This window comes from Roseibium marinum, from assembly GCF_002906165.1.
GTDB classification, from domain to species: Bacteria; Pseudomonadota; Alphaproteobacteria; order Rhizobiales; family Stappiaceae; genus Roseibium; species Roseibium marinum.
The window spans coordinates 19074-39491 of sequence record NZ_PPCN01000018.1 but is presented as its reverse complement, the minus strand read 5'-3'; the positions used below and the strand labels follow the sequence as shown (position 1 = coordinate 39491).

At 60.1% G+C, this 20418-nt stretch carries 16 protein-coding genes; 13 read left to right on the top strand and 3 right to left on the bottom strand.

All coding sequences use genetic code 11. The features are described from left to right. The first annotated feature begins 232 nt into the window (after positions 1–232). Positions 233–1498, top strand: coding sequence for an ergothioneine biosynthesis protein EgtB (gene egtB / locus CLV41_RS25655; RefSeq protein WP_103225348.1), 1266 nt, complete (start codon positions 233–235; stop codon positions 1496–1498). Next, positions 1495–2442 carry an L-histidine N(alpha)-methyltransferase gene (egtD, locus tag CLV41_RS25650; protein WP_103225347.1) on the top strand — a complete coding sequence of 316 codons (948 nt, stop codon included), beginning with the start codon at positions 1495–1497 and terminating at the stop codon, positions 2440–2442. The genes egtB and egtD overlap by 4 nt, the downstream gene beginning before the upstream one ends. An 85-nt stretch (positions 2443–2527) precedes the next feature. Here egtD and CLV41_RS25645 read toward each other — a convergent pair whose 3' ends face one another. Further along, entirely contained in the window at positions 2528–3406 is an 879-nt protein-coding gene (locus CLV41_RS25645) for an alpha/beta fold hydrolase (protein ID WP_103225346.1), read from the bottom strand. Positions 3407–3594: 188 nt separating this feature from the next. Continuing rightward, a complete protein-coding gene (locus tag CLV41_RS25640) occupies positions 3595–4221 on the bottom strand; it encodes a LysE family translocator (RefSeq protein WP_103225345.1) in 627 nt (208 codons plus the stop codon). A gap of 214 nt (positions 4222–4435) precedes the next feature. On the opposite strand from CLV41_RS25640, the gene CLV41_RS25635 reads away from it, so the two are divergent. From CLV41_RS25635 to CLV41_RS25620, 4 genes are all read left to right on the top strand, one after another. Next, on the top strand, positions 4436–5416 hold the full coding sequence (locus CLV41_RS25635; RefSeq protein ID WP_103225344.1) for a TAXI family TRAP transporter solute-binding subunit: 981 nt from the start codon (positions 4436–4438) through the stop codon (positions 5414–5416). Between the two features lie 161 nt (positions 5417–5577). Next, positions 5578–6441 (top strand): glutathione-dependent disulfide-bond oxidoreductase, encoded by an 864-nt coding sequence (yghU, locus tag CLV41_RS25630; protein WP_103225343.1) that lies wholly within the window; start codon positions 5578–5580, stop codon positions 6439–6441. 372 nt (positions 6442–6813) lie between these two features. Next, entirely contained in the window at positions 6814–8397 is a 1584-nt protein-coding gene (locus CLV41_RS25625; protein WP_103225342.1) for a Re/Si-specific NAD(P)(+) transhydrogenase subunit alpha, read from the top strand. Positions 8398–8409: 12 nt separating this feature from the next. Further along, positions 8410–9843, top strand: a complete 1434-nt coding sequence (locus tag CLV41_RS25620) for an NAD(P)(+) transhydrogenase (Re/Si-specific) subunit beta (RefSeq protein ID WP_103225341.1) — start codon at positions 8410–8412, stop codon at positions 9841–9843. A gap of 210 nt (positions 9844–10053) precedes the next feature. Here the strand turns inward: CLV41_RS25620 and CLV41_RS25615 are convergent, their stop codons facing one another. Then, entirely contained in the window at positions 10054–10821 is a 768-nt protein-coding gene (locus CLV41_RS25615) for a GntR family transcriptional regulator (protein ID WP_235867258.1), read from the bottom strand. Between the two features lie 238 nt (positions 10822–11059). Here CLV41_RS25615 and CLV41_RS25610 point away from each other — a divergent pair, with 238 nt between their 5' ends. The 7 genes from CLV41_RS25610 (at position 11060) to CLV41_RS25580 (ending at position 20395) form a co-directional block, all read left to right on the top strand. Further along, positions 11060–12037 (top strand): sialic acid TRAP transporter substrate-binding protein SiaP, encoded by a 978-nt coding sequence (locus CLV41_RS25610; RefSeq protein ID WP_103225340.1) that lies wholly within the window; start codon positions 11060–11062, stop codon positions 12035–12037. After that, the gene (locus CLV41_RS25605; protein WP_103225339.1) at positions 12034–12642 is read left to right on the top strand and encodes a TRAP transporter small permease; all 609 of its coding nucleotides are present in this window, start codon (positions 12034–12036) and stop codon (positions 12640–12642) included. The genes CLV41_RS25610 and CLV41_RS25605 overlap by 4 nt, the downstream gene beginning before the upstream one ends. Before the next feature lie 12 nt (positions 12643–12654). Further along, positions 12655–13932: a TRAP transporter large permease gene (locus tag CLV41_RS25600; RefSeq protein ID WP_103225338.1), complete on the top strand. Its 1278-nt coding sequence runs from the start codon at positions 12655–12657 to the stop codon at positions 13930–13932. A 921-nt stretch (positions 13933–14853) separates the two neighbouring features. Next, on the top strand, positions 14854–16140 hold the full coding sequence (locus tag CLV41_RS25595; protein ID WP_235867257.1) for a DegT/DnrJ/EryC1/StrS family aminotransferase: 1287 nt from the start codon (positions 14854–14856) through the stop codon (positions 16138–16140). 11 nt (positions 16141–16151) lie between these two features. Continuing rightward, positions 16152–17642, top strand: coding sequence for a GMC oxidoreductase (locus CLV41_RS25590; protein ID WP_103225337.1), 1491 nt, complete (start codon positions 16152–16154; stop codon positions 17640–17642). Between the two features lie 18 nt (positions 17643–17660). Then, positions 17661–18998 carry a sugar porter family MFS transporter gene (locus tag CLV41_RS25585; RefSeq protein ID WP_103225336.1) on the top strand — a complete coding sequence of 446 codons (1338 nt, stop codon included), beginning with the start codon at positions 17661–17663 and terminating at the stop codon, positions 18996–18998. Beyond that, positions 18995–20395, top strand: coding sequence for a sugar porter family MFS transporter (locus CLV41_RS25580; RefSeq protein WP_103225335.1), 1401 nt, complete (start codon positions 18995–18997; stop codon positions 20393–20395). Before CLV41_RS25585 ends, CLV41_RS25580 begins: the two co-directional genes overlap by 4 nt. The last annotated feature ends 23 nt before the right edge of the window (positions 20396–20418 follow it).

Genomic DNA, 20418 nt, shown 5'->3' with positions numbered 1-20418 from the left:
CCAAGGTTTTGTGGACTTTTCTTTGCTTAAGAGGCGATGATGGGACTATTCAAAACATTGTTTTATTTTCTCAACAACCCGGAAACAGGCGTCCCGGCCGCGCATTCGTGCACCGGCCAGTTGCAAATTTCGACATTGGAAAACCCTGAAGCCCTCCTACCTTCAAACCGCCTGGTGGCAGTCACAGGACCGGCCGGAGGCATTTTGCCGGGTTCCGCGTGGAGGAATGCAAATGACTAACCTGGACGGACGGGCGGAACCGTCACCGGTTTCCGCGGCTTCGGATCTCTTCGAAACGGTCAGGGCGCAATCGCTTGGGCTTGTCGCGCCGTTGAACGACGAAGACATGGGCCTGCAGTCGATGGAGGATGCCAGCCCTCCCAAGTGGCATCTGGCGCACACGACCTGGTTTTTCGAGGAATTCATCCTGAAGCCCTCGCTTCCCGGTTACCGGCCGAAGGACGACCGTTTCGCGGTGCTGTTCAATTCCTATTACGTGCAGGCCGGACCCCGGCATACCCGCTCCCGCCGCGGCCTGCTGTCGAGGCCGACCGTCACCGATGTGCTCAGCTATCGCTCCCATGTGGAGGACGCTGTGCGCGAAGGACTGGCCCGGGACACCTTCGCGCTTGATCCGGAGCGGCTGGAAGCACTGATCACGCTTGGTTGTCATCATGAAATGCAGCACCAGGAACTGCTGGTGACCGATCTTCTCAACGCCTTTTCCTATAACCCGCTCCTTCCCGCCTATATCGAACCCAAACCCGCCAGCGTCAGCGCGGTGAACGAGACCGGCTGGACAGGTTACGACGGCGGCCTGCTCGAGATCGGGCATGACGGCGAGGGTTTCGCCTATGACTGCGAAGGCCCGCGCCACAAGGTGTGGCTCGATCCTTACCGGCTCTGCGACCGCCCTGTCACCAACGGCGAGTGGATCGCCTTCATGGAGGACGGCGGGTACGCAAACCAGACGCTCTGGCTCATGGAAGGCTGGGCGGTGCGCGAGAAAAACGGCTGGGACTCGCCGCTCTACTGGTGGCGCCAGGATGGTGTCTGGTGGACCTATACGCTGCAGGGGCCCCGTCCCGTCGACCTCTCTGCCCCAGTGGTTCACGTCAGCTACTATGAAGCCGACGCCTTCGCCCGCTGGGCGGGTTACCGTCTGCCGACGGAAGCGGAATGGGAAGCGGCGGCCGAGCCGACGGATATCGACGGAAATTTCCTGGAAAACGGTGCATTCATGCCGGTCGGCCGCAGATCCGGCCTTTGGGGCGACGTGTGGCAATGGACCAGCAGCGACTTTTCCCCCTACCCCGGTTTCACGCCACCGGAGGGTGCCATCGGCGAATATAACGGCAAATTCATGGTGAATCAGATGGTGCTGCGCGGCGGCTCCTGCGCCACGCCGAGACAACAGATGCGGGCCTCCTACCGCACCTTCTTCTATCCCCATCAGCGCTGGCAGATGCTCGGCCTGAGACTGGCAGCAGACCAATGACCAAACACGTCTCCCCAAACATGACCCAGGCCACCTTCAGGACCGAGATCCTTGCTGGCCTGAAGGCGCCGCGAAAGGCCGTCAGCAGCAAATGGCTGTACGACGATGTCGGCTCGCATCTGTTCGAAGCCATTACCGAGCTGGACGCCTATTATCCGACCCGCACCGAACTGGCGATCCTTGAGGACAACGTCCGCAAATACCGGCACCTGCCCGGAGCTCGTGGCGCCATGGTCGAACTCGGCAGCGGCTCGAGCCGCAAGACCAACCTGTTGCTCGGAGCCTTCGAGGATCTTTCGGTCTATATGCCGGTTGACATCTCAGCCAATCACCTGCAGGACGCCGCCGAACGGGTTCGGCGCGCCTATCCCTCGCTTGCCGTCATTCCTGTGGCAGCGGATTTCACACAGCCGCTCGGAAAGCTGCCGCTGCTGCCGGAACTTCCGGTTCTGGTGTTCTTTCCCGGATCGACCATCGGCAATTTCGAACGGTCCGAAGCCGCCGACCTGCTGGGCAATATCCGCGCCGCCATGCCGGAAGCGACCATGATCGTCGGGGTAGACAGGCCGAAGGACGAGGCGGTCCTGATCAAGGCCTATGACGATCCGGCAGGCGTCACGGCCGCATTCAACCGGAACCTGCTGCAGCGGATCAATCGTGAGCTTGGGGCTGATTTCGACCTTGCGGCCTTTGCCCACCGGGCGCTCTGGAACGCCGGTGAAAGCCGTATTGAGATGCATCTGGAAAGTCTGAGAAGCCAGACGGTGACGGTGAGCGGCGAAAGCATCTCCTTCGCTGAAGGCGAAACCATCCACACGGAGAATTCGCACAAATACAGCGAAGAGGCCTTCACCTCGATCGTCAACAAGGGAGGTTGGCGGGTCCTTAATCAGGACAGCGACAAGGACAATCTCTTTTCGGTCTACACGTTGCAGGCGATATAGGGCGTCTTTCGTCTGGCAAAACGTGGATCCTGCCCCTGCCGTTCTCGCGGCAGGGGCATTCTCTTCCCCGGCGATATTCGCGAATCTATTCAGCCTTGGCGATCAAACCGGCCAGTATCGGATTGAATTTCTCCGGATACTCCCAGAACATCATATGGCCGCCGAATGCGTGCACTTGGCTGTTCGGCGCGTGCTTCGCCAGATAGGCGGTAGCTGTTTCGGCCCAGTGATCCGCGACAACGAAGGCGGAAGGCAGTTTGGCGTCGATGTCCCTGGCAACGTCCAGATAATTGCTGAAAGTGCCCGAAGCCAGATAGGCCGCGGCTACCCAGGGCGGCGATTGCGAGGACTGATCGACGATCCACCGCGAAAGCTCCGGCGTGTAGTCCTGCTCGATCATGATTTCATCGGCGTACCAGTTGATGACCGCGCGCTGGTCCGCCGCGGTCTGGACGCCGCCATAAAAATCCGCGAGTTCGGCAATACTGCCCTCGACCCAGTCTCCCTCGTTCCCTGTCATCGGCGTTGGAGACAAATCGATGCACATATGGGCGGCAGCGGCGGCAGTCGTCTGGGTCTTGACGAATTCCCAGGTTGCCAGACAGCCGAACGACCAGCCGACAAGCACCGGCTTTTCGACCTTCAGATGCGCGAGCAGCTTTACCAGATCCGCCCCTTGCGTGACGTAATTGTTACCTTCCAGCGTGACGGTCGATCGGCCCTGGCTGCGCGGATCGAATGAAATCACCCGGTGCGCTTCGGAAAAAGCCTTGATCTGGTGCTCGAAAACCCGGGTGGTGAAAGTCCAGCCCGGTACAAAAACAATGGGCGATCCACTGCCCTGATCCTCAAAATAGATATCGACTCCCGGTTCGACCTCAAGATAGTCCCCCGCGACTGCAGGTCCGCAAGCGATCAGGAACAGAAAACCTGAAACCAGTCTCCTTGAACTAAATACCACCATGTTTCTATCCTCTCCGGTTTCATCTGGACGACGCGAAACCCGGTGAAACGATAGCAGTATCTACAATTTTAAGTATATTTTGTTATTTTTATCAATTATAGAGTGTGTTTTCATTCAAGCCATTCCACAGGAGCAGAAAAAGCGTCCTTAATGCGGGGAATGATGTTTATTGGATGTTTGCCGCCAATTCAGCGCTCTGAAACCGCCAGCCGGAGCGCCAGAGCGACAAAAACCAGACCAGCGAGCCGGTTGAGCCAGACCTGCGCTTTCGGGGACCGCTTCAGGAACGTGCCGAGCATTCCTCCCCCCAGCGCAACGCCGCCGAAAACAAGGATCGTCACCCCGATGAACAGCCCGCCGAAGACAAGAATCTGCAAGGGAACGGAGCCGCGTGCCGGGTCGGCGAATTGCGGCAGGAAAGCCAGGAAGAAAATAGCGACCTTCGGATTGCTCACATTCATCACGATCCCGCGCCGGTACAGCGCCCAGGCGGACAAAGCGGGCCCCTTCTGACCGGAAAACTCCGATTTTCCCGCCCGGAAGGCCTGAAATGCCAGATAAAGCAGATATCCCGCCCCGATGAATTTCAGCATCATGAACGCCAGCGCGGAGGTCTGAAAGATGGCCGCAACGCCGAGCGCGACGGCGATTGTGTGGACGATCAGGCCGGTGCACAAACCCAGAGTGACGATCAGCCCCGCAAGACGGCCATAAAGTGCCGATTGGGTCAGAACGAAGATATTGTCCGGCCCGGGCGCAAAGCCCAGCGCGACGGCGGCGGCAATAAAAACGGTCAGGACGTCGAACGGAATCACTGGTTTTCTCCCCAATTTCCAGTCTGACCTGTGGAGTGTGGGACTTCCAGGGTCAAGCCGGATAAAAGATCGACGACAGGCCGATCCCCGCGTTACCACCACAGCCCTTTACGTTCGCCGGCCAAACACATCAATGTTAGCGCTTGTCGAATCCTTATCGGATATGCTGGTGAGATCCCGAACAGCGGGACCCAAGCCGAGGGAGCCTGGTCGCATGAGGTTGAAATCAAGAATTCCAGGTGCCTTTCTGGCCGCCTTTTTCGCGCTTGCCGGTGCGGCATCCGCACAGCAATTCGTGACGTTCGGAACCGCCGGCGTGACCGGCGTCTATTATCCCGCCGGTGGCGCCATATGCCGCCTTGTCAATCTCGGCCGAAAGGATCACGGCATCCGCTGCCTGGTCGAATCAACAGGTGGATCCGTCCAGAATGCGAATGCCATCCGCGACCACACGCTCGATTTCGCCATCGTGCAATCCGACATTCAGGCCGCGAGCCTGCAGGGCACCGGCGCATTTGCAGCCGAAGGCCCCGATACCGAGCTGCGCTCACTCTTTTCCATACATGCCGAACCCATGCATTTGATGGCCCACGCCGAGGCCGGCATCAATGGCCCCGAAGATCTGAAGGGCAAGGACGTCAATCTCGGCAATCTCGGGTCCGGTACGCGTGTCCTGGCGGAGCTGCTCTTGAAATACGTCGGCCTTGCTCCCGACGACCTTTCGCTAGCCGCGGACCTGAGTTCCACAGAACAGGTCCCTGCCCTGTGCGACGGTAAACTGGATGCCAGTATCTGGGTTGCCGGGCTGCCGAACGCATCTGCCCAGGAAGCTGTCTCCACCTGCGATGTCAGGATGGTTCCGCTGGCCGGCGATGCCATCGACAGGCTGCTCGCCGAAAACCCGGCCTATGCGGCGGCCGTCATTCCGGGCGGCCTTTACACGGGTAATCCGGACGATGTTCCCACCTGGGGACCGAAAGCGACCGTGGTGACCTCGGCGAGAATGCCGGACGCCGCCGTCTACACGATCGTTGCAGCCGTCTTCGACAATTTCGAGGATTTCAAGAAACTGCATCCGGCGCTCGAGCGGCTCACGCCGCAGGACATGATCAAGGAAGGACTGACCGCCGATCTTCATCCCGGCGCGCTTAAGTACTACCGGGAACGAGGCTGGCTTCAGGATACGGATTTGTGATCTTCGGATCGTTCGGAAAGCATGACTTTATGAGTTCATGGCCTAGGCAAATCCAGCCGGCCATACTATTTGATCGTAATATTGCGATGGTTCGAGCAGAAATCTGCGCGTGAACTTCCGCAGGCACGTTCAAGTCAATCCGGTTCTGGAGCATTTTCCCCATGAGTGACGCAACCTACACCCCGCCCAAGGTCTGGACCTGGGAACAGCCGAGCGGCGGCCAGTTCGCCAATATCAACCGACCGATCTCCGGCGCCACCCACGACAAGGACCTGCCAGTGGGCAAGCACCCGCTGCAGCTCTATTCTCTGGGGACCCCGAACGGGGTGAAGGTCACGATCATGCTCGAGGAGCTACTGGCGCGTGGCCATCAAGGCGCGGAATACGACGCGTGGCTGATCAAAATCGGCGAGGGCGACCAGTTTTCCAGCGGTTTTGTTGCCGCCAACCCGAATTCGAAAATCCCGGCCCTGGTGGACCGCGGCACCGACAAGCCTGTCCGGGTGTTCGAATCCGGTTCCATTCTGCTCTACCTGGCCGAAAAATTCGGCGAGTTCCTGCCGGAAGATCCCGCAGCCCGCACGGAAATGCTGAACTGGCTGTTCTGGCAGATGGGCTCGGCCCCTTATGTCGGCGGCGGCTTCGGCCATTTCTACGCCTATGCGCCGGAGAAGTACCAGTACCCCATCGACCGCTTCACCATGGAAACAAAGCGCCAGATGGACGTCCTCGACAAGGCGCTGGGCGAACGGCCCTATATCGCCGGCGAAGACTACACCATCGCCGATATCGCCATTTTCCCCTGGTATGGCGGGCTGGTGCTCGGCCGCGCTTATAGTGCCGGTGAATTCCTGGCCGTCCACGAATACAAGAACCTTCTGGCCTGGGCGGAAAAGATCGACGCCCGCCCGGCGGTGATGCGCGGGCGCAAGGTCAACCGGGTGACCGAGGACAAATCCGAAGGCGTGGCGGAACGCCACGACGCATCGGATCTCGATCCGGCCATCGACACCGCAGCACAATAACCGGACAGCAACGGCGGCCTGCCTTCAGGGGCAGCCGCCTTTTTTCGCCATCGAAGCATTAGAATGCGTGCAAACTGCCCAGTTTCCGCACGATTTGGATGGAAAACACTAATACATCCTCCCTTTCGAGTATTTGGCGGCGGTGTGAACGCAAAGACGCGCGGCAATGCTCCATGTGAGCCGGCCAACATTCTGCGGCAAAAAGCTGCTTTCTCGGATTCGTCCCGAAATACCGTCCGAAACATCGTTCAACACACCTTGTCACAGGTAGAATTTTCGTCTCTATATTCGCAGCGCGCTTGTGGGGGGTACGCGGATCGTTCGGCCCTCCTGTCCAAAGGCCATGCCTGCGTCACCATCTTGGAGCGACATATGCCAGAAGCCCTAAAAATCGGCACACCAAAGGAAACCTTCCCCGGAGAGGCCCGCGTGGCGATGACCCCGGACTCGGCGAAGCAGTTACAAAAGCTCGGCTACAGCTGCCTTATCCAGAGCGGCGCGGGAGCCGCGGCCGGTTTTTCCGACAAGGCGTATGAAGACGCCGGCGTCGAGGTCATCAAGACCGCCGCAAGCCTCTGGAAAAAATCCGACATCGTCACCAAGGTGCGCCAGCCCGACGAGAAGGAAACGCGTCACCTGACCAAGGGCAAGACGCTGATTTCCTTCTTCAATCCGGGCGGCAACGAGGCAGGACTGGAAGCTGCCAGGGCCAAGGGCGCCAATGTGATCGCCATGGAAATGGTGCCGCGCATCTCGCGTGCGCAGAAAATGGATGCGCTCAGCTCCATGGCCAACATCGCCGGCTACCGCGCGGTGATCGAGGCCGGCAACAATTTCGGCCGCTTCTTCACCGGACAGATCACCGCGGCCGGCAAGGTTCCTCCGGCGAAGGTACTCGTCGTCGGCGCCGGTGTGGCCGGTCTTGCCGCCATCGGCACCGCCACGTCGCTCGGCGCGGTGACCTACGCCTTCGATGTCCGCCCGGAAGTTGCCGAACAGGTCGAATCCATGGGCGCGGAATTCGTCTATCTGGATTTTGAGGAAGAGCAGCAGGACGGCGCCGCCACCGGCGGTTATGCCAGCGTCTCCTCCCCGGAGTTCCGTGAGGCCCAGCTCGCGAAGTTCCGCCAGCTCGCTCCGGAGATGGACATCGTCATCACCACGGCGCTGATCCCGAACCGCCCGGCTCCGAAACTGTGGCTGGAGGACATGATCGCGGCCATGAAGCCCGGCTCGGTGATCGTCGACCTGGCCGCCGAACGCGGCGGCAACGCGGAAGGCACGGTCGCCGACGAGAAGGTCGTCACCGCCAACGGCGTCACAATCGTCGGCTATACCGACTTCCCCTCGCGGATGGCGTCCCAGGCCTCCACCCTCTACGCCACCAACATCCGCCACATGTTGACCGACCTGACGCCGGAAAAAGACGGGCAGGTCGTCCACAACATGGAAGACGACGTCATTCGAGGCGCGACGGTCACCTATCAGGGCGAGATCACCTTCCCGCCGCCACCGCCGAAGATTCAGGCGATCGCGGCAAAGCCCAAGGAAAAGCCGAAGGAGCTGACACCGGAGGAGAAGCGCGCCCGCGAGGTTGCCGCCTTCAAGGCACAGACCAAACAGCAGGTGTCGCTGCTGGCCGGTGGCGGTCTGCTGCTGCTGCTCGTGGGTCTGATCGCTCCGGCCAGCTTCATGCAGCATTTCATCGTTTTCGTGCTCGCCGTCTTCGTAGGCTTCCAGGTGATCTGGAATGTCAGCCACTCGCTGCACACGCCGCTCATGGCGGTGACCAACGCCATTTCGTCGATCATCATCCTCGGCGCGGTGATGCAGATCGGCTCGGGATCCTTCCTGGTGATCCTGCTGGCCGGTCTGTCCGTCTTCATGGCCGGGATCAACATCTTCGGCGGTTTCCTTGTCACCAGGCGCATGCTTGCCATGTTCCAGAAATCCTAAGGAGGCCGAGCCATGGAATTCGGTTTCACGACGGCCGCCTATGTGGTTTCGGCTGTACTGTTCATCCTGTCACTGGGCGGCCTTTCGGGGCAGGAAAGCGCGAAACGCGCCGTCTGGTACGGCATTGCCGGCATGGCGCTGGCGGTTGTCGCCACGCTGATCGGCCCGGGCTCCGGCCTGTGGCTCCTGTCGGTTCTGCTGATCGCGGGCGGCGGGATCATCGGCTATTACGTCGCACAACGCGTGCAGATGACCGAGATGCCGCAACTGGTGGCGGCGATGCACTCGCTGGTGGGGCTGGCCGCCGTTTTCGTCGGCTTCAACGCCTATATCGAACTCGGCAGGGTCCTATCCATGGGCTCTGAAGAGCGCGAGGCCCTGGAAGGGTTCGCCGCGATACTGGCTCACAAGAGCCCGGTCGAACAGTCGATCCTCAAGGTCGAGGTCTTCCTCGGCGTCTTTATCGGCGCGATCACCTTCACCGGGTCGGTCGTCGCCTTCGGCAAGCTCGCCGGCAAGATCACCTCCAAGGCGGAAAAGCTTCCGGGCGGGCACATGCTGAACGCCGGAGCGGCCACTCTCAGCCTCATCCTGCTGATCCTGTTCCTGAACGGCGCGGGTATCTGGACGCTTATCCTGATGACGCTGCTGGCATTCTTCATCGGCTATCACCTGATCATGGGCATCGGCGGCGCCGACATGCCGGTGGTGGTGTCGATGCTGAACTCCTATTCGGGCTGGGCCGCGGCGGCCATCGGCTTCTCGCTCGGCAACGATCTGCTGATCGTCGTCGGCGCGCTGGTCGGCTCTTCCGGTGCGATCCTGTCCTACATCATGTGCAAGGCGATGAACCGCTCGTTCGTCTCCGTCATCCTGGGCGGTTTCGGCAACACCACCGGCCCGGCGATGGAAGTCGAAGGCGAACAGATCGCCATCGATGCGGACGGCGTGATCACCGCCCTTGAAGACGCCGACAGCGTCATCATCGTTCCCGGCTACGGCATGGCCGTGGCCCAGGCGCAGCAGTCGGTCAGCGAACTGACCAAGCGTCTGCGCGCCAAGGGCAAGACCGTGCGCTTCGCGATCCACCCGGTCGCGGGCCGCCTGCCCGGCCACATGAACGTGCTGCTGGCCGAAGCCAAGGTCCCTTACGACATCGTACTGGAAATGGACGAGATCAACGAGGACTTTCCGGATACGGATGTCGTCATCGTCATCGGCTCCAACGACATCGTCAACCCGGCGGCCCAGGAAGACCCGAACTCGCCGATCGCCGGCATGCCGGTCCTGGAAGTCTGGAAAGCCAAGCAGGTCTTCGTTTCCAAGCGCGGCCAGGGCACGGGTTACTCCGGCATTGAGAACCCGCTGTTCTACAAGGAAAACACGCGGATGTTCTACGGCGACGCCAAGGCCAGCCTCGACAAGCTTCTGACCCAGATCAGCTAACGAGAAGCCACCGCATATGACAAAAAGGCCATTCCGGACGACCGGAATGGCCTTTTTTGCGTCTTCCCTGCGGGGCTCAAGAGCCTGCACATGACGGCCGTAGTGTTGGCATCCGTTTCCCGGACTCATTGATGCCCGCAGCAGCCGGTATGGCCCCTATGATCCGATAACCGGTCGACAGGCCGTCGAACATACAGATTTCAGCAGGTGTTATTTCTTGTCGAACAGAAAGTAATCCGGCCAGAGATCCCGGAACGTCTCGATGTCGATCTGCAGCTTGTTGAGATGGCTGTTCATGGCCTCCACAGCGGCATCCGCATCGCCGTGCTCCATGGCGTCGAGAACGGCGGCGTGCTCGGCGACGATCAGCTTCATCCTGCCCTTCTGGGGCAGTGTCAACCTGCGATAACGCTCGACCTGAAGCCTGATTTTTTCGATCATGGTCCAGATGCCAGGATAGCCGCCCGCAGCGGCCACACCGGCATGAAACGCGTTGTCGGCGTCGTGGAAGGCCTGCTCGTCACCCGCGGCGCAGAGTTCACGTTCGCGCTGGATGACGGCCTGAAGCTGCATGAGCTGGCTCTTGGTCGCTTTCGCGGTCGCCTCGCGGACACAGACTTCTTCGAGCGCGCGGCGGGCGACAATCGCCTCCTGCAGAACCGCGACCGGTATCCGGGCGACAAAGGTTCCCGATTTTGGAAAGACATCCACCAGCCGTTCTTCGGCCAGCTTGAGCATGGCTTCGCGAACCGGGGTTCGGCTGATGCCGTATCTTTCCGTGATCTCCTTTTCGACGAGCGGCGCTCCCGGCGGCAATGTCACGTTGACAATCGCATCGCGCAGATCGCGATAGACGATCTCCGAGTTTCGCATGGCCTTTTTGGCATGCCTGTCCGGCGCGCCGCGCGGCGGCGAATTAGGCGCCCTCTGCTTGCGCACTTTCATCTCGGCAGAAGGCCTTTTATCCAATACGGCCATCACGTCTCCTGAAACCAGGCCGGTTATAAGTTTTGAGGCAATACTCTACCTCCTTGAGAACCGGCGGTTTCTCTCGGCATTTCCAAAGAGGGCCTAGCAGTTAGCAGTCGGTCTGACCAGTTCGAATTCATTTGCATTCAGTAAATATGTCATATACGTAAAATATCTTGTATACTAGTTATGCATGAATTGGCCAGACGAGCGGAGGAGTTCGGCTCCGGCCAACGGGAGGAAAAACATGTTTGGAAAAAAGGTATCGCGGGGCCTTTTGGCCGCCGCAATGACGGTTGCGCTTGCGGGTCAGGCCCTGGCGGCGGATCTCAAATGGGCGCATGTCTACGAGGAAGGTTCCAGCTACCATAAATGGGCGCTCTGGGCCGCGGAACAGATCAAGGAAAAGACCGACGGGCGGGTGAGCATTGCCGTCTACCCGGCCTCGTCGCTCGGCAAGGAAGCGGAGATCAACGAAGGCCTGACCATCGGCTCCGTCGACATGATCTACACCGGCCCGAACTTCGCGGAACGCGACTATGGCCCCATCGCCATATCCGACTATCCGTTCATGCTGAAGAATTACGATCATTGGAAGGCCTATCGCGACAGCGATCTCTTCACGGACCTTTCCGACGGCTACAAGGACGCCACCGGGCATACGGTGATGGGAATTACCTGGTACGGCTACCGGCACGTGACCTCTAAGTTTCCGATCACCAAACCGGCGGACATGGAAGGCCTGAAAATCCGCGTACCGGACTCGCCCCTGATGGTGCTGTTCCCGAATGCGGTCGGCGCGAATCCAACCCCGATCGCCTTCTCGGAAGTTTATCTGGCCCTGCAGCAGGGCGTTGTCGACGCCCAGGAAAATCCGCTGCCGACCATCAAGTTCAAGAAGTTCTACGAGGTCCAGTCGAACATCAACCTGACCGGTCATATCGGCAACTCGCTGATCGTCGTGGTCTCCGAGAACGCCATGGGTCAGCTGGGTGACGATGCGGCGGTCGTCGATGCGGTGATCAAGGATGCGATGGCGCAGAACGCGGATGAAATCTACCAGTCCGAACAGGATCTGGTGCAGTGGTTCCGCGATCAGGGCATTCAGGTGAACGAAGTCGACAAGGCGGCCTTTCAGGCGGCTGTCGCGCCCATCCTGACGGATGAATCGAAAGTGCCCTATACCCAGGAACATTACGAGCGGATGCAGGCCCTCGCTCAATGAACCGGCAGACTGAAGCAGCGGCGGAAACGAACGACCCCGCCGCCGCGCACACGCGGAAAAGGCGCGCTTCACGCGCGCCCGATCTGCTGCAGTTCGAGGATCCGGAAACCGACCTCAGCAGCCTCAGATGGGTCGACGGCCCGGGAATTCTCGTTTTCTGGGTCCTGGCCGTCGTCGTTTTCCTGCAGTTCTTCACCCGCTACGTCCTGAACGATTCCCTAGCCTGGACCGAAGAGGTGGCACGCTACCTCCTGATCCTGGTCTGTTTCCTGGGATCGATCACGGCGACGCGGCGCGGGTCCCATATCACGCTTGAATTCCTGATGCGCATGGTCCCGCCCGCCGCGGCGAAGGGGCTGACCGTCCTGTCGCAGACGATCACGCTGGGATTTTTCGGCGCCATGACCTGGATCGGCATAGAGCTGACCCAGAAGACCCGGCAGAAAATGATCTCGCTGCCCATACCGAAAGCCTGGATCTACACGATCTGTGTGATCGCGCTCGGCATCATGGCGTTCTACTCGGCCATCTGGCTGTGGCGCCGCCTGCGCCAGACGCCGGAAGAAGTCGTGCGTTCGCTGGACGCGCATCTGCCCATCGATTGAGGTTAAGACCGCATGGCCATCGTGCTCATGATCCTGTTTCTGTTTGCGCTGATGATTATCGGCGTACCGGTCGCCGCCGCCCTGGCGCTGGCCTCGCTGGCCTTTGTCGCCTTCGAGGGCCTGCCGCCGATGATCGTGCTGGCCAATATGGTCAACGGCATCAATTCCTTTCCGTTGATCGCGGTTCCGTTTTTCATTCTTGCCGGCAACCTGATGAATTCGGCGGGCATCACGACCCGCATCTTCGCTTTCGCCCGTGCGACGGTCGGCTGGATGCATGGTGGGCTGGGTCACGTGAATGTGGGCGCGAGCGTCATCTTCGCCGGCATGTCGGGCGCGGCGGTGGCCGATGCCGGCGGGCTCGGGAATATCGAGATCAAGGCGATGCGCGATGCCGGTTACGATACGGATTTCGCGGTCGGCATCACGGCGGCTTCCTCGACCATCGGGCCGATCATTCCCCCGTCCCTGCCACTGGTCATCTACGGCGTCATCGCGGACGCCTCCATCGGCCAGCTGTTCATGGCAGGCATCGTCCCGGGCCTGATGATGGCTCTGGCGCTCATGGCCATGGTCGCCTGGTATTCGCGCCGCCGCAATTACCCCCGGGACCAGGAATTCGTTCTCGGACGCTTCGGGCGGACATTCCTCGATGCGTTGCTGCCGCTGATGACACCGGCAATCATCATTGGCGGCATCATGTTCGGCATATTCACGCCGACGGAAGCGGCTATTGCCGCGGTTGCATGGTGTCTCGTCCTCGGCGTCGGCGTCTACCGCACCCTGAACTGGAAGAAGATCCTCAAGGTCTCGTTCGAAACGGTCGAGACCACGGCGGCGATCATGCTCATCGTCGCGGCGTCGACGATCTTCGCGTGGATCCTGACGGCCAACCAGACCGCCCGGCATTTCTCGGAAGTGATGGTGGCTCTGACGGACAACAAGGTGGCGCTGCTGCTTATCATCACGATGATCATTCTGGTGATCGGGCTGTTCATGGAAACCATCGCGGCGATCACCATCCTGACGCCGGTATTGCTGCCGGTCGCCGTCGGCCTCGGCATCGACCCGGTGCATTTCGGCATCATCATGATCCTGAATCTGATGATCGGGCTTCTGACACCGCCGGTGGGCATGGTGCTCTACGTCCTGTCGAAGGTGGCCCATGTGCCTTTCGAGCGATGTGTGACCGCGACGGCTCCGTTCCTGATCCCGCTTGTGGCTGTCCTGCTCCTGCTCACCTTCGTACCGGCATTTTCCATGTGGCTGCCGACACTGATTTACCGGTAGACCGTTCCTCGCCCTACCGGCCGGTGTGGACGCGTGAGCGATTGGCATAACGGTGCTTCCTTCCGGCAGCGACCGGCCCCCTCTCGCCGCGGTAGCCGCCGCCAGAACCGTTCCCGGTAAAATCGGCTCATTCTGCCTGATCCGGTTTGGTTCAAGGTCTCAACCTAATTTGGCGCGATAGATGGTGCCTTTTGCGACGGAGACCGCAACGTGGGGAGCATCGGCACCGGACTCCCGGTATGCCATTCTTGCGGCAAAACGCTTTCGCTAATTCCCGGCTCGTGTTCCTTCAAATGCCGAAGATCCGATCATCGCTGAAACACTCTTCTTCAGCGCCTCCTCTACTTGAAGAAAATCGCTACCTCGGATCTGGATCGATCGAACAAGACAGGATCGCCTTCCCAGATCGCGCAGTTGTAATTCAACTGTAAGTGGAACTCATCGCATGTAGGAATATATTAATTTTTAAAGTGTTATTTTTACTAGGTTATTCGGCAGAATCAAAGGCACATTTGGATTATAGATACCTAAAATTTGGTCGCTTGAGTTGTCTATTACTTGAACAAATCGAGGTTAGGTTCTTCTCACATATGGGGTCAAGGCAGGGCCATTCGGGCAAGGCTTTTCTCCCGTTCGCTGCTCCACACGGCAATTTCATGGCTGAAGCGCCAGCGCATCGATGCGCCGGGCGACGATTAAATCGGGGAATCAAGTCGCAACAGACTGTTGGGGAAAAACACCGGCAATCCGAATAGCTCCCCTGGTTGGTCGCACGCCCGACACGAAAACGGACCCAAGGTCCGAGACCTAGAGCGAGGCGACAACGCTTGTCTCGTGCTGAACGAACGCGGGTGCTTGCATTGCCCGCAGAACCCATATGGAGGACCACGCCTGGTGCCTGTGACAGATCAAGAACACAAATTGGCCATTGATGGCGGCACACCAGTTCGCACAACACCATTGCCCTGGGAGCTTCCCGGCGCGCATTGGATCGGCGAGGAAGAACGCGAACTGGTCGATCGGGTATTGCGATCGCAAAGTCCGTTCCGATTCTACGGCATCGACCCCCAATACATGGTGGAAACCTTGGAGCGGGAATGGTGTGAAACCTATGGGCACAAACATGCGCTGGCCGTTTCTTCCGGCACCGCAGCCTTGTCCATCGCCCTCTCCGCGCTTGAAGTTGGCCCAGGCGACGAGGTTCTGGTCGCCGGATACATGTGGGTGAGCTGCATTTCCGCCATCGTCCGGGCGGGAGCCATTCCCCGGCTGGTCGATATCGACGACACATTCTGCATGGACGTGAAGGATCTTGAGAGCAAGATCAGTTCCCGCAGCCGGGCCATTTTGCTGGTCCACATGAGCGGCGCGCCCGGACACGTGACGGAAATCGCCGAGATCGCGCGCAAGCACGGATTAGGCCTGATTGAAGATTGCGCGCAGGCCGCCGGCGGAAGCCAGAACGGAACACCCGTCGGCCGCTTCGGCGATATAGCCACTTTCAGTTTTCAGATGAACAAGAACATGACGTCGGGCGATGGCGGAATGATCGTCTGCAAGGACGATGAGCTGTTCCGCCGGATCGTTGCCATGCACGATCTTGGCTATGCCCGCAACGAGGCCGGCCGGTTTGATCCTTCGGATGAAACCTGCCAGTTCTGGGGCATTGGCGCTCGCATGTCGGATCTGACCGGAGCAATGGCACTGGCGCAATCGCGCAAGCTGGGCCGGATCACCGGTGCCATGCGTCGTGCAAAATGGCGCATCCGCGAAGCTCTGTCCGAGATTCCCGAAATTCAGTTCCGCCATGTCATCGATCCGGAAGGCGATTCCGGCCCGTTCATGATCATGTCCTTTGAAGATGCCGACATCTGTTCGCGTTTCATGGCTGCTGTCAAGGCAGAGGGCATCCATGGACCGGAAGGGTCACTGAGCTGCCTGCCGATGCGCGACTGGGGGTTGCACTGGTATTTCAACATCCCCAGCCTGACCGAAAAGCGGTCAAACAGCCGCGATGGTTACCCCTGGACACACCCCGACAACGCCTTTGCGTCACAGATCGATTATCACCGCGGACTTTTGCCGGTGTGTGACGACCTGCATGATCGTTCGGGCCTTCTGTCGATCGCCTCCATCCTGACCGATGCGGATGTCGACGACATAATTCAGGCTTTCCGCAAAGTTGCTGCCGCCTATTTCAATCGCTGAGGCTTAAATCCATGAAATCTCTGTCTTCGGTCCTGACTTCCGACCTGTTTTCCATCGCGAAAGCCACAACAAATATCGACGTCCTGATCGTGGGATCAGGTACGGCGGGCGTCACCAGCGCCATCCAACTGGCCAACAAGGGCCTGTCGGTGGTGATCCTCGAGGCCGGGCCGTTTGTGCTTCCAAGCCATGTCGGGTCAACTCCATTCCGCAGCCGCAGCGATTTGACGCCGCAGGTCCACAACCTTGTGCGTTACAGAACCGCCTGGACGGACCGCGCCCATTTCGACGAGAACGTGTCTCCGCCCCTGAACAGCGACGCATGGGCGACGGTTGGCGGTCGTACCCTGTTCTGGGGCGGCTGCACCCCGCGCTTTACGGAATGGGATTTTTCCGACTGGCCCGTCACATATGACGAGTTCGAGCCCTATTACCAGCAGGCCGAAAACCTGACGCACGTTTCGGGCCCCAACACGGACCGTCCGGCCTTTTTTCGCGGCGATGCGCAACAGGGATTTCTCGACCGGTTGCACGATGCCGGAATTGAGGCCGAAAACGCTTCAACCGGCGTCGATACCCAGGAGCCACGCAACGGTTACATGCCGCGCGGTTTCGACAGCTCCGCCGACCGCCTGATCCGCAGCGGGCTTTTGTCGCGCGAAGTGGAGCGCGGACGGATCGTGCTGGTGCCTGACGCGATCGCCGAGCGGGTCGATCATGACGGGAGCAACGTCACCGGCCTGATCGCAAAAGGCACCGACGAGGAACAGCGTTTCCGGCTGGTTGCCCGGCATTACACGTTTGCAGGCGGTGCGATCCAGTCGACCCGCCTGGCCCTGGCATCGGGTCTGAAGGAACTGAACCCCGATGTCGGCACCCACATCGCCGATCACCAGTTCATTCAAGGCCTGTTCAAGCTGCGGAAACCGCTGAAGGAACCGATTTACGCCTTTGTTCCGCCGACCAAAGAGCGTCCCTATCACATCCAGATCCAGGGGCCGTTCGCCGAAACCTGGTACACACCCTATCACGCCACCGTCTGGCTCGATTGCGACCCCGACGGGCTGTACCTTCTGGCCTATTGCTTTGGTGTCGGGGAATCCTCCGAGACAAATGAAGTCGTGCTGACCAAAGGTCAGGGCGACGGCCCCGGGGACATGGGCAAATACGCGGTCATTGCCGACCGCAGCGACAGCGACAAGCGTATCCTGGACGAGATGGATGCCTTCTTGCCGCAAGTTGCCGACGCAATCGATGCGGAACTCCTGCGCACCCAGGTCAATCCACTGGGGGCGGCCCTGCACGAGATTGGCGGTCTGCGCATGTCGGAAGACCCCGATGCCGGCGTGACCAACTCCTTCGGTCAGTTCTGGAAGCTGCCCAATCTGTCTGTCGCGGATGCGGCCGCATGGCCTTCACAGGGTTCGGCCAACAGCTATCTCACAATCACTGCATGGTCCCTGCGCCACGCCGAAGGCGTGTTCGCACGCTTGTCGGCCTGAACCCGGAGGATGACTTGAATGCTCATACGATTGGTTTCCCTGGCCGCTCTTTTCGGCCTGCTGTTCGGGTTCGATGAAGGCGTGATTGCCGGAGCCCTGCCCCTGATCACCAAGACCTTCGACATCTCGGCTACCGGCGAAGGTTTCATGACAGCCGCGGTCCCGCTGGGGGCCGTCGCAGGGGCCATTCTGGCGGCGATGTATGCCGACAGTCTCGGCCGGCGTAAAGTGCTGATACTGTGCTCGTTCGTGTTCGCGATCGGCGCGATCGCGGCCGGTCTGGCCTCGGGGCTGGAAATCCTCATCGGCGCGCGTCTGATGCTTGGACTCGCCATCGGGGCATCCGCCCTGGCGGCCCCGATGTTTCTGGCCGAGCTTGCTCCCGCGAAATACAGGGGTGCGGTGGTGTCGGCGTTTCAGTTGATGATCACCGTTGGCATTCTCTCCTCTTACCTGATCGATATGGTCCTTGAACCCCTTGGCGCATGGCGGTGGATGCTGGCGCTCGGCGCGGTACCAGCACTGGTTTCGCTGATCGGGATAACCCTGTCGCCGGAGAGCCCGCGCTGGCTGGCCATGAATGGCGCACGGGAAAAGGCAATCAAGGTTATCGGCCTCGTTCAGCCGGATCTGTCCAAGGATCAGGTCTCTCATGTCGTTGATGAAATCGAACGCACACAAGCTTCGGCGGTATCCGAGCCGGGATGGAGTGTGTTCCTGTCCGAAAACGTCCGGCCGGTGGTGATATTCACCATCGCAGCCTTTGTTTTCCAGCAGGTCAGCGGCATCAATGCGGTCATCTACTATGCTCCGATCATCATGAAACATGCGGGTTTTGACGGTTCCAGCACGCAGTTGGCCGCCACTGTCGGTATCGGGGTGGTGAATGTGCTGATGACTGTCGTCGCCATGTTCGTGGTCGACCGATTCGGCCGCCGCCCCCTGCTCATTCTGGGTTTCATCGGTACCGCGCTGAGCCTTGTGGTTATCGCATATGCCATGCAGGCCGATAAGCCGGAGCTGGCCCCGCTGGCCCTGGCCGGTCTGTTCGCCTATATCGCATTCTTCGCGGTCAGCATCGGCCCGTTGCCATGGCTGTATATGTCCGAATTGTTCCCGCTGGCGCTGCGCAGCCGGGGCATGGCCATGGCCTCGGTCGCGAACTGGAGCTGCAACTTCGTCGTCGTGTTCTCCTTCCCCGTGGTGCTGGCACATTTCGGTGCGGTGGCGACGTTCGCCCTGTTCGGAATTTTCTGCACCCTCGGGGCGATTTTCTCCTGGTTCTATGCCCCTGAAACCAAGGGCGTCAGTCTTGAAGAGATCGAAATGCGCCACAGCCCCGCTGCGGCGGCATGATACCCACCCAAGTCACTGGCACGCGGCTCTACCTTGCGGTAGGCCGCGTGTCGTTCCTGACGATTTGCGCGGGCCTGCTGTTCGGTTACAGCACCGCGAGCATTGCAGGATGGCTGGACGAAATCGGCCGCGAATTCTCCCTCGGAACGGGGGGCAAGGAATATGTGACCGTTTCGCTGGTGTTCTGCTGCTTTCTCGGAGCGATCGCCGCCGGACCTCTGGCGCGCGCATTCGGGCGGCGGATCACGCTGCTGACGGCCTTCGGGCTGGCGGCAGCCGGTTATGGCCTTACCCTCACCCATCCCGATCTGCCCGGACTGATCGCCGCGCGCGTCCTGATCGGCCTGTCCGTCGGTTTGTCCTCCATGGCAGGGCCGATGTACGCAGGCGAAGCGACACCGGCCCGGTTCCGTGGAAGTGTCGTTTCCCTGTTCCAACTCGCCGTCACCATGGGGATACTGGCCGCCTATACCGTCCCGCTGCTGATAGATGACCCGGCTGCATGGGCCTATGGCATCGGTGTTGGCGGCGTGATCGCTCTGGCGGGGTTTGCCGCACTGCTGATGGTGCCGGAAAGCCCGGTCTGGCTGGCGAGGGTGGGACGAAACGCCGAGGCGGAAACCGTTTCCGCATCCCTTGGCCTTGAACGGGTTCCCGTGGCGGAAGGATCCGCACGGCCGGCGTTGTCCCTCTGGAAAACACTGCGCATCGGGTCGACCCCGGCGGTCCTGACTCTATGCTGCGGACTGTTCATTCTGCAGAACCTGAGCGGCATCGACGGAATTCTTTATTATGCCCCGGCGATCTTTGTCGACCTGGGGTTCTCGCCGGGAACCGCCGCCCTCGGCGCCACTTTCGGACTGGGCCTGATCAATCTGATCGCGACTGTCGTGGCCATCGCAACCGTCGACCGGCTGGGACGCAGACCGCTCGCCATCGTCGGATCGCTCATTATGGTCATCGGCCTTCTGGGCGTTGTCGCCGCCCAGGTCTGGTCCCTGCCCATCCTCGGCCTGATCGCGTTGTGCGTCTATATCGGCGCCTTTGCCGTCAGCCTCGGCCCCCTGCCCTATGTCCTCATGTCGGAACTGGTTCCCTCGACCATCCGGGAAACCGGGATCTCGGTGGCGTCGGCCACCAGCTGGCTGTTCAACGCGCTGATTGCCTTCGTCTTCCTGACAGGCGTTTCAAGCATCGGGCTCGATGGGGTCTTTCTCATATTCGCGGCGGTTTGCGTTTGCTCGCTGGTCATTTCGCTTGTGTGGTTGCCGGAGACAAAATCCAGAAACCTCGCGACCATCGAAAGCAACGTCATCGCCGGAATTCCCCTGCGCCAGTTGGGCGATGTCGATCAAGGACATGTGCTCCGTCCGGATACCGGCTCCGACCTCAAGTGAGGGCCGGCATTTTCCATGTGGCT

Coding starts and splice junctions, on each gene's coding strand:
- egtB (WP_103225348.1), top strand. CDS start 233: ATGACTAACCTGGACGGACGGGCGGAACCGTCACCGGTTTCCGCGGCT.
- egtD (WP_103225347.1), top strand. CDS start 1,495: ATGACCAAACACGTCTCCCCAAACATGACCCAGGCCACCTTCAGGACC.
- CLV41_RS25645 (WP_103225346.1), bottom strand. CDS start 3,406: ATGGTGGTATTTAGTTCAAGGAGACTGGTTTCAGGTTTTCTGTTCCTG.
- CLV41_RS25635 (WP_103225344.1), top strand. CDS start 4,436: ATGAGGTTGAAATCAAGAATTCCAGGTGCCTTTCTGGCCGCCTTTTTC.
- yghU (WP_103225343.1), top strand. CDS start 5,578: ATGAGTGACGCAACCTACACCCCGCCCAAGGTCTGGACCTGGGAACAG.
- CLV41_RS25625 (WP_103225342.1), top strand. CDS start 6,814: ATGCCAGAAGCCCTAAAAATCGGCACACCAAAGGAAACCTTCCCCGGA.
- CLV41_RS25620 (WP_103225341.1), top strand. CDS start 8,410: ATGGAATTCGGTTTCACGACGGCCGCCTATGTGGTTTCGGCTGTACTG.
- CLV41_RS25615 (WP_235867258.1), bottom strand. CDS start 10,821: ATGGCCGTATTGGATAAAAGGCCTTCTGCCGAGATGAAAGTGCGCAAG.
- CLV41_RS25610 (WP_103225340.1), top strand. CDS start 11,060: ATGTTTGGAAAAAAGGTATCGCGGGGCCTTTTGGCCGCCGCAATGACG.
- CLV41_RS25605 (WP_103225339.1), top strand. CDS start 12,034: ATGAACCGGCAGACTGAAGCAGCGGCGGAAACGAACGACCCCGCCGCC.
- CLV41_RS25600 (WP_103225338.1), top strand. CDS start 12,655: ATGGCCATCGTGCTCATGATCCTGTTTCTGTTTGCGCTGATGATTATC.
- CLV41_RS25590 (WP_103225337.1), top strand. CDS start 16,152: ATGAAATCTCTGTCTTCGGTCCTGACTTCCGACCTGTTTTCCATCGCG.
- CLV41_RS25585 (WP_103225336.1), top strand. CDS start 17,661: ATGCTCATACGATTGGTTTCCCTGGCCGCTCTTTTCGGCCTGCTGTTC.
- CLV41_RS25580 (WP_103225335.1), top strand. CDS start 18,995: ATGATACCCACCCAAGTCACTGGCACGCGGCTCTACCTTGCGGTAGGC.